This window comes from Leclercia pneumoniae, from assembly GCF_017348915.1.
GTDB lineage: Bacteria > Pseudomonadota > Gammaproteobacteria > Enterobacterales > Enterobacteriaceae > Enterobacter > Enterobacter pneumoniae.
This window is the reverse complement of record NZ_CP071383.1, coordinates 3,297,885-3,311,038: the sequence shown is the minus strand read 5'-3', so window position 1 is coordinate 3,311,038 and position 13,154 is coordinate 3,297,885. Positions and strand designations below refer to the sequence as shown.

The 13,154-nt window shown below is 56.7% G+C and carries 14 protein-coding genes; 9 read left to right on the top strand and 5 right to left on the bottom strand.

All coding sequences use genetic code 11. The annotated features are described in order from the left end of the window. Positions 1–205: 205 nt before the first annotated feature. A complete protein-coding gene (gene stpA, locus JZ655_RS16045) occupies positions 206–610 on the top strand; it encodes a DNA-binding protein StpA (protein ID WP_207292273.1) in 405 nt (134 codons plus the stop codon). A 42-nt stretch (positions 611–652) separates the two neighbouring features. Here the strand turns inward: stpA and JZ655_RS16040 are convergent, their stop codons facing one another. Next, positions 653–832, bottom strand: coding sequence for a hypothetical protein (locus JZ655_RS16040; protein WP_040074315.1), 180 nt, complete (start codon positions 830–832; stop codon positions 653–655). A gap of 221 nt (positions 833–1,053) precedes the next feature. Between JZ655_RS16040 and JZ655_RS16035 the strand changes: the two genes are divergently transcribed. Further along, positions 1,054–1,212, top strand: a complete 159-nt coding sequence (locus tag JZ655_RS16035; protein WP_040074316.1) for a YqaE/Pmp3 family membrane protein — start codon at positions 1,054–1,056, stop codon at positions 1,210–1,212. Here JZ655_RS16035 and JZ655_RS16030 read toward each other — a convergent pair. Then, entirely contained in the window at positions 1,209–2,138 is a 930-nt protein-coding gene (locus JZ655_RS16030; protein WP_207292272.1) for a LysR substrate-binding domain-containing protein, read from the bottom strand. The two genes, JZ655_RS16035 and JZ655_RS16030, sit on opposite strands and share 4 nt — an antisense overlap. Positions 2,139–2,497: 359 nt before the next feature. Here JZ655_RS16030 and JZ655_RS16025 point away from each other — a divergent pair, with 359 nt between their 5' ends. The 6 genes from JZ655_RS16025 (at position 2,498) to JZ655_RS16000 (ending at position 10,190) form a co-directional block, all read left to right on the top strand. Further along, positions 2,498–3,103 carry an ankyrin repeat domain-containing protein gene (locus JZ655_RS16025; RefSeq protein WP_207292271.1) on the top strand — a complete coding sequence of 202 codons (606 nt, stop codon included), beginning with the start codon at positions 2,498–2,500 and terminating at the stop codon, positions 3,101–3,103. 108 nt (positions 3,104–3,211) lie between these two features. Beyond that, positions 3,212–4,753 carry an acyl-CoA synthetase FdrA gene (fdrA, locus tag JZ655_RS16020; protein WP_207292270.1) on the top strand — a complete coding sequence of 514 codons (1,542 nt, stop codon included), beginning with the start codon at positions 3,212–3,214 and terminating at the stop codon, positions 4,751–4,753. Next, entirely contained in the window at positions 4,753–6,168 is a 1,416-nt protein-coding gene (locus tag JZ655_RS16015; RefSeq protein ID WP_207292269.1) for a YlbE family protein, read from the top strand. Before fdrA ends, JZ655_RS16015 begins: the two co-directional genes overlap by 1 nt. 11 nt (positions 6,169–6,179) lie before the next feature. After that, positions 6,180–7,724: a xanthine permease gene (locus JZ655_RS16010; RefSeq protein ID WP_207292268.1), complete on the top strand. Its 1,545-nt coding sequence runs from the start codon at positions 6,180–6,182 to the stop codon at positions 7,722–7,724. Between the two features lie 118 nt (positions 7,725–7,842). Continuing rightward, positions 7,843–8,793: a carbamate kinase family protein gene (locus JZ655_RS16005; RefSeq protein WP_040074322.1), complete on the top strand. Its 951-nt coding sequence runs from the start codon at positions 7,843–7,845 to the stop codon at positions 8,791–8,793. Positions 8,794–8,810: 17 nt separating this feature from the next. Then, entirely contained in the window at positions 8,811–10,190 is a 1,380-nt protein-coding gene (locus JZ655_RS16000) for an amidohydrolase family protein (RefSeq protein ID WP_207292267.1), read from the top strand. Between the two features lie 208 nt (positions 10,191–10,398). On the opposite strand, the gene JZ655_RS15995 is transcribed toward JZ655_RS16000, so the two are convergent. Further along, entirely contained in the window at positions 10,399–11,001 is a 603-nt protein-coding gene (locus JZ655_RS15995) for a short chain dehydrogenase (protein WP_207292266.1), read from the bottom strand. Positions 11,002–11,098: 97 nt separating this feature from the next. Here JZ655_RS15995 and JZ655_RS15990 point away from each other — a divergent pair, with 97 nt between their 5' ends. Next, complete coding sequence (locus tag JZ655_RS15990; RefSeq protein ID WP_207292265.1) at positions 11,099–11,989, top strand: LysR family transcriptional regulator; 891 nt, start codon at positions 11,099–11,101, stop codon at positions 11,987–11,989. Here JZ655_RS15990 and JZ655_RS15985 read toward each other — a convergent pair. Continuing rightward, positions 11,986–12,546 (bottom strand): Ail/Lom family outer membrane beta-barrel protein, encoded by a 561-nt coding sequence (locus tag JZ655_RS15985; RefSeq protein WP_207292264.1) that lies wholly within the window; start codon positions 12,544–12,546, stop codon positions 11,986–11,988. The genes JZ655_RS15990 and JZ655_RS15985 overlap by 4 nt on opposite strands. 243 nt (positions 12,547–12,789) lie before the next feature. Beyond that, positions 12,790–13,146 carry a hypothetical protein gene (locus JZ655_RS15980; RefSeq protein ID WP_207292263.1) on the bottom strand — a complete coding sequence of 119 codons (357 nt, stop codon included), beginning with the start codon at positions 13,144–13,146 and terminating at the stop codon, positions 12,790–12,792. Positions 13,147–13,154: the final 8 nt, after the last annotated feature.

The following is a 13,154-nucleotide window of genomic DNA, read 5'->3' as shown; positions in this document are numbered from 1 at the left end:
TATTTAACATTAATAAATAAGATATAAACCAGGTCGACAAATAAAGGACTAATGGTGGCGAAATACCCTGCCTATATTTTATTATCGGCAGGGTAGGCGGCATTAATTATAATTTCGTGCGCTATAATCTGGATGTTCAAAAGCAAATAGATTACTATCGGACGGTAAATGATATTTAAACGATTAGAAAAGGTCTTCATATTATATGACTTCGTTGTTACAGAATTTGAATAATATCCGTACGCTGCGCGCGATGGCTCGTGATTTCTCTCTCGAGGTACTGGAAGACATGCAGGAAAAGCTGCGTATTGTTATCGAAGAGAAGCGTGTTGAGCAGCTTGAAGCTGAGCAGCAGCGTGCTGAACAGCAGCAAAAAATAGCTGCTTTGCTGGAGCGTATGAAAGCAGACGGTATTTCCGCCGAAGATCTGCTGGGCTCTGAAGCCGCTATTGGCGCAGCACAGCCGAAAAAACGTAAAGTTCGTGCGCCAAAATACCGTTTTACTGATGCCGATGGTCAGGAAAAAACCTGGACCGGCCAGGGACGTACGCCTAAGCCTATTTCCGTCGCACTGGCGAACGGTAAATCGCTGGATGATTTTCTGATCTAATTCGTGCGCACCGGGCGGCACTCACCGCCCGGTAGCGTCTGCTTAGCAGACGCCGAAATCCCCTTCTTCCTGATACGGCGTCAGGTCTGCCGCTTTTACGGTAAAGCGCTCGCCCGCTTCGTTACTGGCTTGCACCACAACCACCTGATCTTCATTCACTTCTAAGACTTTCAGTTTTGGACCGCCCATACGCGGTTGCACAAGATCGCCGACAGAAAACATACTTACCTCCTCATTGTTATCGTGACCCTAACATTAGCCCAGCCGCCGTCAGGGGTACAGTCTAACCTTTGATCTGGCTTTAAATGGCCAGCCTCAGTCAGTGTAAAGAGGGTAAAGGAGGGTAAAAGCGGGCGTCAAAAATGGCGATGCGCAGTAAACTCGCTACGCTTAGAGATAAATCTCTTTTTTTACAATGACCTGATTGCTTGCATGGAGAAATTATGGGTTTCTGGCGTATTGTTATCACCATTCTGTTACCGCCGCTGGGCGTGTTGCTTGGCAAAGGTTTCGGCTGGGCATTTATCATCAACATCGTGCTGACGCTGCTGGGTTACATCCCGGGCCTGATTCACGCCTTCTGGGTGCAGAGCCGCAGCTAGTCCCGCCACAGTAAATCGTTATAAATCCCGGTCAGCACCCCCTGGGGCTTAAACTGCTCTTTAATCCAGCGGGTCACCTGGCCGGTGGCCGCATGTTGCGTGGCCAGCAGCATGCGTGAGTCCTGGCGCGGATTATTAATCTTCCGCGTCACCAACAGGCCATCTCCTACCGCTTCGCGCGCCATGTATTCCGGTAAAAACCCAATCCCTTCACCCAAAATCTGACACTGGCATTTGGTATTGAAATCGGGAACCAGAATGGCTTCCTGTCCGTGCAGCAGCCAGCCGACTTTTTTGTTGATGGTATGGGCGGTGTCTTCCACCATGATGTTGGGATAGAGCCGTAGCTGACTTTCGGCAAGCGGCTCGGGGGCAAAGGCCAGCGGATGCGTGGGGGCGATGGCAAAGACCCAGCGAATCGCGCCGATTTCGGTGTAATCAATGCCACCGCCGTCGAGCAGGGTGTCCGGCGCGCCGATGGCGATATTGGCCTGATTATTAATAATCGAATCCCAGACGCCGTTGTAGACTTCAGTCGTGACCGTAATCTGCGTCGTGGGGAATTGCTTTTTCAAGACCTGGAGAAGGCGAGCCGTGTGCCGTGGGGTATACAGCAGCTGATTAATGCAGATCCGCACCCGGGCTTCAATGCCCTGCGAGATAGTGTCGATACTGCGCTTGATGGCGTGAAAGTCATTTAGCAGATCGGTAGCTTTGCGGTAGAAATAGAAGCCCGATTCCGTCAGTTCAATACTGCGGGTGTTGCGCACAAACAGCACTACGTCCAGCCCGGTCTCCATTCGCTTGATGGTGTAGCTAATGGCAGATGTCGTCACCCCCAGCTCATCTGCCGCCTTACTGAAGCTGCTAAAACGGGCGGCAGTAGTAAATGCCAGTAAGTTCTCTTCGGTAAAAATAGAATTCATCTCTCACCTTTCGGGCTTTTTGCATCGGTTGAATCTATTTATAAACCGCGTTAGCGGCAACCAGTTTTGAACAATATTTAACACTGCGCTTACAACTCATTTGAAGCAAATCACACTTCTGCGAATTTGTTGCGAGCCCCGCAGTGCAAGGGCTGACGAGATATAAGCAGAATGCTGTTTTAAGGCAGAAAAGGGCAGGAAACATAAGAAAAAGATTGCACAGACGCACATTATCACCGGATTGTTGAACGCTATTTAATAATCACTCTCCTTACGATGAATGCTTTTTAAGCGGATTCTTTTCCGGGATCGCTGTTGCTATTCTCAACGCATCAGAAAGGAAAACCAGGAGTGTGAATATGTCTGCGAATGAACTCGTCACGGAATTTCTCGTTGCCGCTGAACAAGGTGATACCGAGGGGCTTAAAGCCTGTCTGGCGAAAGGGGTAGATATCAATGCCACTAACCGTCAAAAACGCACCGCCATTATCATTGCCAGTCTGAATAAGCATTATCCCTGCGTTGAACTCTTAATTGCTGCCGGTGCGAATATCGACCAGCAGGATCACACCTGCTTCAACCCCTTTTTAATTAGCTGCCTGACTAACGATTTAACCCTGCTGCGAATCGTACTGCCCGCAAACCCGGATCTGGATCGCCTCACCCGCTTTGGCGGCGTGGGCATTACGCCGGCCAGCGAAAAAGGGCATGTAGAGATTGTGCGCGAGCTGCTGGCGAAAACGGATATCAACGTTAACCATACTAATTTCGTGGGCTGGACGCCGTTGCTGGAAGCCATCGTGCTTAACGATGGCGGGGCGAAACAGCAAGAGATCGTCAAACTCCTGCTTGATCATGGCGCGAACCCTCACATGACCGATAAATACGGTAAGTCTCCGCTCGAACTGGCGCGCGAAAAAGGCTTTAACGAAATCGCCGAACTGCTGATCGCCGCAGGCGCGTAATTCAGCGCGGCCAGCTGTCCGGCTGGCCTGAAATAACAGAACCCTTTTTACCATCATGCCAAATGGCAGGATGGCGGCCACCCTTTTGCCCGAATTCGGGAGGAAATCATGCCAACCAAAATCGTTGTGAAAAAGAACAGTTATTTCGACTCTGTCTCGTTAATGTCGGTTTCAACAAAAGCCAATAAATTACCGGGCGTAGAGCAGGCCTTTGTCGCCATGGCGACTGAAATGAATAAAGGGGTATTACGCAATCTCGGCTTACTGACCCCGGAATTAGAGGCGGCCAAAAACGGCGATCTGATGATTGTCATTAAAGGCGATGCCGCCAACGACGACACCCTGGCCGCCATCGAAGCCCTCTTCGTCCGTAAAGAGAGCGCGGGCGCTCACGAAGCGCGCTATGCGACGCTAACCAGCGCCAAAAAACACCGTCCGGAAGCAAACCTTGCCGTGATCTCGGTAAATGGCACCTTTGCCGCCCGCGAAGCGCGGCAGGCCCTGGAAAACGACCTGAACGTAATGCTCTTTTCCGACAATGTGTCGCTCGACGACGAGCTGGCGCTGAAGCAGCTGGCGCACCAGAAAGGGCTGCTGATGATGGGGCCGGACTGCGGCACCGCCATCATCAACGGCGCGGGGCTCTGCTTCGCCAACGCGGTACGCCGTGGGCCAATCGGTATTGTGGGCGCCTCCGGCACCGGCAGCCAGGAGCTGAGCGTGCGCATCCACGAATTTGGCGGCGGCGTCTCGCAGCTGATTGGCACCGGCGGGCGCGATCTGAGCGAAAAAATTGGCGGCCTGATGATGCTCGATGCCATCGACATGCTGGAGGCGGATGAGGGTACCCAGACGATCGCGCTGATCTCCAAGCCGCCCGCCCCGGCGGTGGCGGAAAAAGTGCTGGCTCGCGCACGCGCCTGCCGCAAGCCGGTGGTGGTCTGTTTCCTCGGGCGCAACGATCCCCCGGCCGATGAAGATGGGCTGCAGTTTGCCCGCGGCACGAAAGAGGCGGCATTAAAAGCGGTACTGCTTACGGGTATTAAAAAAGAGTCTCTGGATCTGCATCCGCTCAACTGGCCGCTGATTGAAGAGGTACGCACCCGCCTGACGCCGCAGCAAAAATACATTCGCGGCCTGTTCTGCGGCGGCACCCTGTGTGATGAAGCGATGTTCGCCGCGCTGGAGAAATTTGACGACGTCTACAGCAACATTCAGCCGGATACGACAAAACGCCTGCGCGACATTAATGTCAGCCAGGCACACACCTTCCTCGACTTTGGTGACGACGACTTCACCAACGGCAAACCCCACCCGATGATCGATCCCACCAACCGTATTAGTCGCCTGCTGCAGGAAGCGCGCGATCCGGAGGTAGGGGTGATCGTGATGGACTTCGTCCTCGGCTTTGGGGCGCATGAGGATCCGGTCGGCGTGATGCTCGACGCCATCAAAGAGGCGCAGGCGATCGCCAAAGCCGACCATCGCCCACTGGCGATCCTGGGCTATGTACTGGGCACCGATCAGGATCCGCAGTACCTGGCGCAGCAGTGCCAGTTACTCACGGACGCGGGCGTGATCTGGGCCAGCAGCAGTACCAACACCGGATTACTGGCGCGTGAATTTGTCTGCAAAGGGGAGAACGCATAATGACCACCTTATTCAACCAGCCGCTGAACGTGATCAACGTTGGCATTGCGATGTTTAGCGACGATCTAAAAAAACAGCACATCCCCGTGACCCAGCTCGACTGGACGCCGCCGGGGCAGGGCAATATGCAGGTGGTGGAGGCGCTCGATCAACTGGCGGATAAACCGTTGGCCGAGAAGATCGCTGCCGCCAATAAAGTGGCCCTTGAGCGCATCATTCAATCTCATCCGGTGCTGGTGGGCTACGACCAGGCCATCAATGTAGTGCCGGGGATGACCCGCACCACCATTCTTCATGCGGGCCCGCCTGTGACCTGGGAAAACATGTGCGGTGCGATGAAGGGGGCGGTGACCGGGGCGCTGGTCTTCGAGGGGCTGGCGAAAGATATTGAGGACGCGGCGCGCGTCGCGGCTTCCGGCGAGATCACCTTCTCGCCGTGCCATGAGCACGACTGTGTCGGCTCCATGGCGGGCGTCACCTCTGCCTCAATGTTTATGCACATTGTGGAAAACAAAACCTACGGCAACCGTGCCTTTACCAACCTCAGCGAGCAGATGGCGAAGATCCTGCGCATGGGGGCCAATGACCAGAGCGTGATCGACCGCCTGAACTGGATGCGCGACGTGCTCGGCCCGATGCTGCGCGATGCCATGAACATTATCGGTGAGATCGACCTGCGCTTAATGCTGGCGCAGGCGCTGCATATGGGCGACGAGTGCCACAACCGCAACAACGCAGGCACCACGCTGCTGATTCAGGCCCTGACGCCGGGGCTGATTCAGGCAGGTTATCCGGTTGAGCAGCAGCGGCAGGTGTTCGAGTTTGTCGCCAGCAGCGACTACTTCTCCGGCCCGACGTGGATGGCGATGTGTAAAGCCGCCATGGATGCCGCCCACGGTATTGAATACAGCACCGTGGTCACCACCATGGCGCGTAACGGCTACGAGTTCGGGCTGCGCATCTCTGGCCTGCCGGGGCAGTGGTTTACTGGCCCGGCACAGCAGGTAATTGGCCCCATGTTCGCCGGGTACAAGCCGGAAGATTCCGGACTGGATATTGGCGACAGTGCCATCACCGAAACCTACGGCATCGGCGGCTTCGCCATGGCCACGGCGCCGGCGATTGTGGCGCTGGTGGGCGGCACGGTGGAGGAGGCGATCGACTTCTCCCGCCAGATGCGCGAAATCACCCTCGGGGAAAACCCCAACGTCACTATTCCGCTGCTGTCGTTTATGGGGATTCCGACCGCCATCGACATTACCAAAGTGGCGGGGAGTGGCATTCTGCCGGTGATCAATACCGCCATTGCCCACAAAGACGCCGGTATCGGCATGATTGGGGCGGGCATCGTTCACCCGCCGTTTAGCTGTTTTGAAAAGGCGCTGTTGACCTTCCGCGATCGCTACATCCTATAAGGTAAGCATCCATGAAAAGCATGAAACTGGAGTGGAAAAGAGGTGACTGGGCGGCATATTTCGGGTTGATGACCAACAACCTGACCAATCTGCTGACCATGATGGGGCTGCTCATTTTTGTCGTCGGCATCCCGAAGGAGATTGTTTATGGACGCATTGCGCCAGCCTTCGGGCTGGCGGTACTGGTAGCGAGCGTCTGCTACACCTGGTTTGGCCTGCAGATGGCGCGCCAGACCGGACGTAACGACGTCACCGCGCTACCGTCTGGCCCGAGCGCACCGTCGATCTTCACCGTGACCTTTCTGGTGCTGATGCCGGTCTATCAGCAGACCGGCGACGCGGATTTCGCCATCCAGATTGGCCTGGTGTGGTGCTTCGTTGAGGCGCTGATCCTCGCGGGCGGTTCCTTCCTCGGGGAGACCATCCGCAGGATGATCCCGCGCACCGTGCTGCTGTCGTGCTTGTCCGGTCTGGGTCTGCTGCTGCTGGCAATGAACCCGATGCTGCAGGCCTTCGAAGCGCCGACCGTGTCATTCATTGTGCTACTGCTGATCTTCATTAACTGGTTTGGCAAAAAGCCGATCTTTGCCCGTATTCCGACCGGCCTGCTGCTGTTGATCGCCGGTACGGTGCTGGCGTGGATCTCCGGCCTGCAAAGCCCGGAGGCGATCAGGGCCTCGATGTCGTCGTTCGGCTTTAACCCGCCGTCCGTCCATATCGACGGCTTTATGCAGGGCCTGCCGCACGTGCTGCCGTATCTGGCCTCCGCCGTGCCGCTGGGGCTGGCGAACTACATCTTTGACCTGGAGAACATCGAGAGCGCCCATGCGGCGGGAGATGAATACCCGACGCGTAAAGTGATGCTGGCCAACGGCCTGGCGTCGATGCTCGGCTGTCTGATGGGTAACCCTTTCCCGGTGACGGTCTACGTCGGCCACGCGGGCTGGAAGGCGATGGGGGCCAGCATCGGCTACACCCTGGCCTCCGGCGTGACCATGTTCATCGTGCCGCTGTTCGGGCTGGGGGCCTTTATGCTCGCTATCATTCCGATGACCGCCATCGTGCCGATTCTGGTCTTTATTGGCGTGGTCACCGCTAACCAGGTGGTGAGGGAGACGCCGAAAGTGGAGGTGCCCGTGATCTTCATCTGCCTGTTCCCGTGGATCGCCAACTGGGCGCTGACCATGATGAACAGCGTGATGGGGGCGGCGGGGACGAACGCGGCGAAAATTGGCACCGACGTGCTGCACAGCAAAGGGATCTATTACGAAGGTTTAGTCCATCTGGGCAGCGGCGCGCCGCTCGCCAGTATGCTCTGGGGCTGTATCGCTATCTTCGCCATCATCAACAAACCTTTGCGCGGCGCCGTTGCGGCAGCGGGTGGGGCGCTACTGGCACTATTCGGGGTGATCCACGCGCCGGTGGTCGGCTTCGCCGAAGGCAGTTCGCTGCTGTTCGTTACGGCCTACCTGATGATGGGCGGTATGTTCGTGGTGAAGCATGTGCTGGATAGCCGGGAAGCGGCAAGCGCGGCGGCACCGGTTTCTGAGTCCTAAAACATTACCCCTCACCCTAACCCTCTCCCAAAGGGGAGAGGGGACATGAACTCCCTCGCCCCCTTGGGGAGAGGGTAGGGGTGAGGGGAAAATACCGCACCGTTGCGAAGGAAAACAAATGAAACAACTCATGGTCGTCGCCATCGGCGGCAACAGCATTATCAAAGATAACGCCAGCCAGTCGATTGAACATCAGGCCCAGGCGGTAAAAGCGGTGGCGGAGTCGGTGCTGGAGATGCTGGCCTCCGACTATGACATCGTCCTCACCCACGGTAACGGCCCGCAGGTGGGGCTGGATCTCCGGCGCGCTGAAATTGCCCACGAGCGGGAAGGGCTGCCGCTCACCCCGCTGGCCAACTGCGTGGCAGACACCCAGGGCGGTATCGGCTACCTCATCCAGCAGGCGCTGAACAACCGCCTGGCGGCGCGCGGCGAGCAAAAAGCGGTCACCGTCGTTACGCAGGTGGAAGTGGATAAAAACGATCCTGGCTTTACGCATCCGACTAAACCGATTGGCGCGTTCTTCAGTGAATCCCAGCGTGATGAACTGCAGCAGGCGCACCCCGACTGGCATTTTGTCGAGGATGCTGGCCGCGGCTATCGCCGGGTGGTGGCGTCTCCCCAGCCGGTGCGTATTGTGGAAGCCGATGCCATCAAGGCGCTGACGCAAAAAGGCTTTGTTGTAATCGGCGCGGGCGGCGGCGGTATCCCGGTGATCCGCACCGAGGAGGGGGATTACCAGAGCGTGGATGCGGTGATCGACAAAGATCTCTCCACCGCGCTGCTGGCCCGTGAGATCCACGCCGACGTCCTGGTGATTACCACCGGCGTCGAGAAAGTCTGCATACATTTCGGCAAGCCCAACCAGCAAGCGCTGGAGAGAGTTAACGTGGCGCAGATGATGCGCTATATGGAAGAGGGCCATTTCCCGGCCGGCAGTATGCTCCCCAAAATTGTCGCCAGCCTGGCGTTCCTGCAGCAGGGTGGCAAACGGGTGGTAATCACCTCGCCGGATTCTCTGCCTGCGGCGCTGCGCGGCGAAACCGGTACCCACATCGTGAAAGCGTAAGTAAAAGGAAAAAGACAATGAATGAGAATAAAAGCCGCCGTGAGTTTATTAGCCAGAGCGGCAAAATGGTCACCGCCTGCGCCCTGTTCGGGGCTACCGGCTCCGTCGCGTATGCTGCTGATACCGCCGCGCCCGCCTGTGAGACGGGCAAACCCATGAACATCACCGCCAGCCACTACTATCTGGATAACGTCCTTCTGGAAGCGGGCTTCCAGTTTGACAATAACGTGGCTGTCAGTACCCGTACCGAGCTAAAAACGCTGGAGATCAAAGACGGCAACATAGCCGCACTGCGCGATAACAAAAGCCATGCGGATGCAGCCCTGCCGCACTACGATGCGGGCGGAAAATTGTTGCTGCCCGCGATGCGCGACATGCACATTCATCTGGACAAGACCTTCTATGGCGGCCCGTGGCGTTCGCTGAATCGCCCGGCGGGGACCACCATCCAGGACATGATCCGACTGGAACAAAAAATGTTGCCAGAACTGCAGCCTTACACGCAAGAACGTGCGGAAAAGCTCATCGATCTGCTCCAGTCAAAAGGCTCCACCGTCGCCCGCAGCCATTGCAATATTGAACCGACCTCCGGCCTGAAGAATCTGGAAAACCTGCAGGCGGTCCTGGCGCGCCGACGTGCCGGGTTTGATTGCGAGATCGTGGCCTTCCCACAGCACGGTTTATTGTTTTCAAAATCGGAATCATTAATGCGAGAGGCGATGCAGGCCGGGGCGCACTACGTGGGCGGGCTGGATCCCACCAACGTGGACGGCGCTATGGAAAAATCTCTCGATCTGATGTTCCAGATAGCCCTCGATTACGACAAAGGGGTGGATATTCACCTGCATGAAACCAGCCCTGCGGGCATTGCAGCGGTGAACTACATGGTAGAAACCGTGGAGAAAACGCCGGAACTGAAGGGCAAACTGACCATCAGCCACGCCTTTGCGCTGGCGATGATGGATGAAAAACAGGTGGATGCTATTGCTACGCGCATGGCAGCGCAGCAGATAACCATTGCCTCTACCGTGCCCATCGGTACCCTGCATATGCCGCTGAAACAGCTGCAGGATAAAGGCGTGTTTGTTATGACCGGTACCGACAGCGTGATTGACCACTGGTCGCCGTATGGCCTGGGGGACATGCTGGAAAAAGCCAACCTCTACGCGCAGCTCTATATCCGTCCCAACGAGCAGACGCTCTCCCGGGCACTGGCTATCGCCACTGGCAATGTGCTGCCGCTGAATGATAAAGGCGAGCGGGTATGGCCGAAAGCACAGGACGAGGCCAGCTTTGTGCTGGTGGATGCCTCCTGCTCCGCCGAAGCGGTGGCGCGCATTTCGCCGCGTACCGCCACCTTCCACAAGGGCAACCTCGTCTGGGGCACCGTGGGCTGAAGTGCATCTCTCCCTATGGGAGAGGGTTAGGGGGCAGCCTGTCCCCCTCTCCCTGTGGGAGAGGGCTGGGGTGAGGGCAACACGCCGCACCGTCTGTCTCCCTCTCCCTGTGGGAGAGGGCCGGGGTGAGGGCAACAGGCCGCACCGTCTGTCCCCCTCTCCCTGTGGGAGAGGGCCGGGGTGAGGGCAACCGGCCGCACTGACTTCATTAATACCCCACCTGATAGATCCGTCCGCTTTGCACCCCCTCTACGCTGCGGCGATAGGCTTGCGCCACCTTCGCGGCGGGCACGCTTTCAAACCCCGGGAAGAAGCCATCATAGGCCTCTGCGGATTCGGTGAGCACCGTGGGGCTAATCAGGTTAATACGAATACCGTGCGGCAGTTCGCAGGCGGCGGCGCGGACAAAGCCCTCCAGCGCCGCATTAACCGTGGTGGCATTCACCCCCTGCGCAATAGGCTCGTGGGCGATAATGCCGCTAATCAACGTAATGGAGCCCCCTTGATTCAGATAGTGCTGGCCGGTCAGCGCCAGGCGCACCTGACCGAGAAGCTTATCCTGTAAGCCTTGATTGAAATCGCTCGCTTTCATGGTGGTGAGCGGACCAAAGTGCACGCCACCGCTGGCGGAGACAATCGCATCCACCTTACCAATAGTGTCGAACAGCGCCTGGACGCTCTCCTGCGAAGTGATATCCACCTGATAATCCCCCTGCGTGCGCCCCACGCGAATCACCTCATGGCGATCGCTTAACGCCTCTGTTACCGCACGACCCACCGTACCGCTGGCACCAATAATCACGATTTTCATAGCCGACTCCTCTTGTTGTGTGTCTCCATTCTTTAATAAATAAAAAGTCGGATAAACTGGGTTAAAGTTAGATGATTACTAACCAGAGGTTTGCAATATGGATAAGCTTCGCGGCATGGAGACCTTTATCGCGGTGGTGGAGAGCGGCAGTTTTATTGGCGCTGCAACGCGTCTGGAGATGTCGGCGGTAATGGTGGGCAAATACATTGCCCAGCTAGAAGCGCGTCTCGGTACACGTCTGCTGGAGCGAAACACACGCCGCCAGAGTCTCACCGACGCCGGACGGGTTTATTACGACGAGGCGAAACGCGTCATTGAACAACTCGGCATCGCCGAGAGCGCCGTCGAGCGCCTGCGCACCGCGCCGGCGGGCACGCTGCGGGTCAGTGCGCCCACCTCGTTTGGCGGTTGCGTTATTGCCCCGCTGGCGGCCACTTTTCTGCAAAGCTGGCCAGAGGTACGGGTAGAGCTGGATCTGACCAACCGGCTGGTCGATCTGGTGGAGGAGGGGATTGACCTGGCGATCCGCATCGGCGAGATCCATCAGCAGGATCTGGTGGCGCGATACCTCTGCGCCTACCGGATGGTGATCTGCGCCGCGCCGGACTATCTGGCGCGTCATGGCACACCGCAAACCCCGGCCGATCTGGTGGATCATCTCTGCCTGTCGCACACGGTCTGGACTGCCCGCAACGAGTGGCGCTTACCGGGTGTGGAAGGGGAGGTGCGCTGGAAGCGTGACGCCATTTTGCGCTGTAACGACGGATATGGATTACGGATGGCCGCGTGTGCCGGAGCCGGGCTACTGCTACAGCCAGAGGTGCTGGTGGAAGAGGAACTTAAAAACGGTAAGTTGATCAGGGTGCTGGAGTCGTTTACTCCGGCACCCAGGCCGGTTCACCTGCTGTGGCGGCAAGATTTACGCCCGCTGCCGAAGCTGACGCAATTTATTGCCCATCTCACCGCCCAGGCGGGGGAACCGAATTAGAAGCGGTAACCTACGGTCAGGTTCCAGCCGTTGATGCCGTAGTCGTCGCCCAGGTCTGCATTGGTGCCTTCGTAGCCCACGCCAATCGCCAGCTCCGGCGTTGGGTTAAACTGCACGCCCGCGCCGTAAGCGAAGGAGGTCGATTTTTCAGAGATGCTATCGCGCTGGGTGTAATTATCACCGCCGTTAACCCAGGTGGTATGACCGTCGGCTTTCACACGCGCCACGCCGCCCAGCGCATACAGAGATACGTAGTCGTTAATACGGTAAGCCGGGCCTACCAGCAGAGAGTAATATTTCGCTTCAATATGGTTTTTTACGGAGTCAGAGAACAGATAATAATGTTCATCTTCGTCGCCGCTCATATAGGTGAATGAGCCCATCAGGCTGACCGGAGAGTCCCACTCATAGCGATACTGAACGTTTACGCCGCGGATATTTTTAAAGTCTTCGACTTTACTCTGCGCATAACCGACAGAAACGGTTTGGTTATCTGCCAGAGCCGCGCCACTTGCCAGAGTCGTCGCCACGAATACCGCCAGCGATATTTTTTTCATTTTCCGTAATCCTTATTGCTATTTTTTTAGTGATGCCGGATATATCCAGCTAAAAATAGCAGGGATATTTCAGGCCAACTGAAGCGGCTAAAATTGTTGGTTTTTTTTGCAATGGATGAAATGGGGAATAATCTTAAAGACCAGATTATTCCTGGTATAGGGCCCCCCTTAATTAGTAGGGGAGTCCCTATTTTCAGGTAATTTGCCTTAAGGCCCGTAATAACCGGGCGCCCTTGGGTTCGGTTAATTACATTTCCCGGTGGGCGCTTTTAAAGGGCCACACGCATCGAAGCCCAGTACTACATAACCTTTCCCTTTCATGCAGCTTTCGACCTTTTCTACCCGGGCTACCATTTGATCAATAGTTTCACCCGGGTAGACCTCTGCTCTGAGCCAGGTTTTGCTATCCACATCCACGCTTTTCTTTACCCCGCAGGCATAGAGATCGGCTCTGCGCTGCACCCGATCCGTGTGGCCCAGCGTGGCCGGTTTCTGGAACGTCTGGGCATAGGGGACGGCGGTATGGTTCGTCGAGTCCATATCCGCCACGACGCAGCCCGTCAGTAACAGCACGAGACCAGGTGTAAGATGTTTCAACATATAAGCCT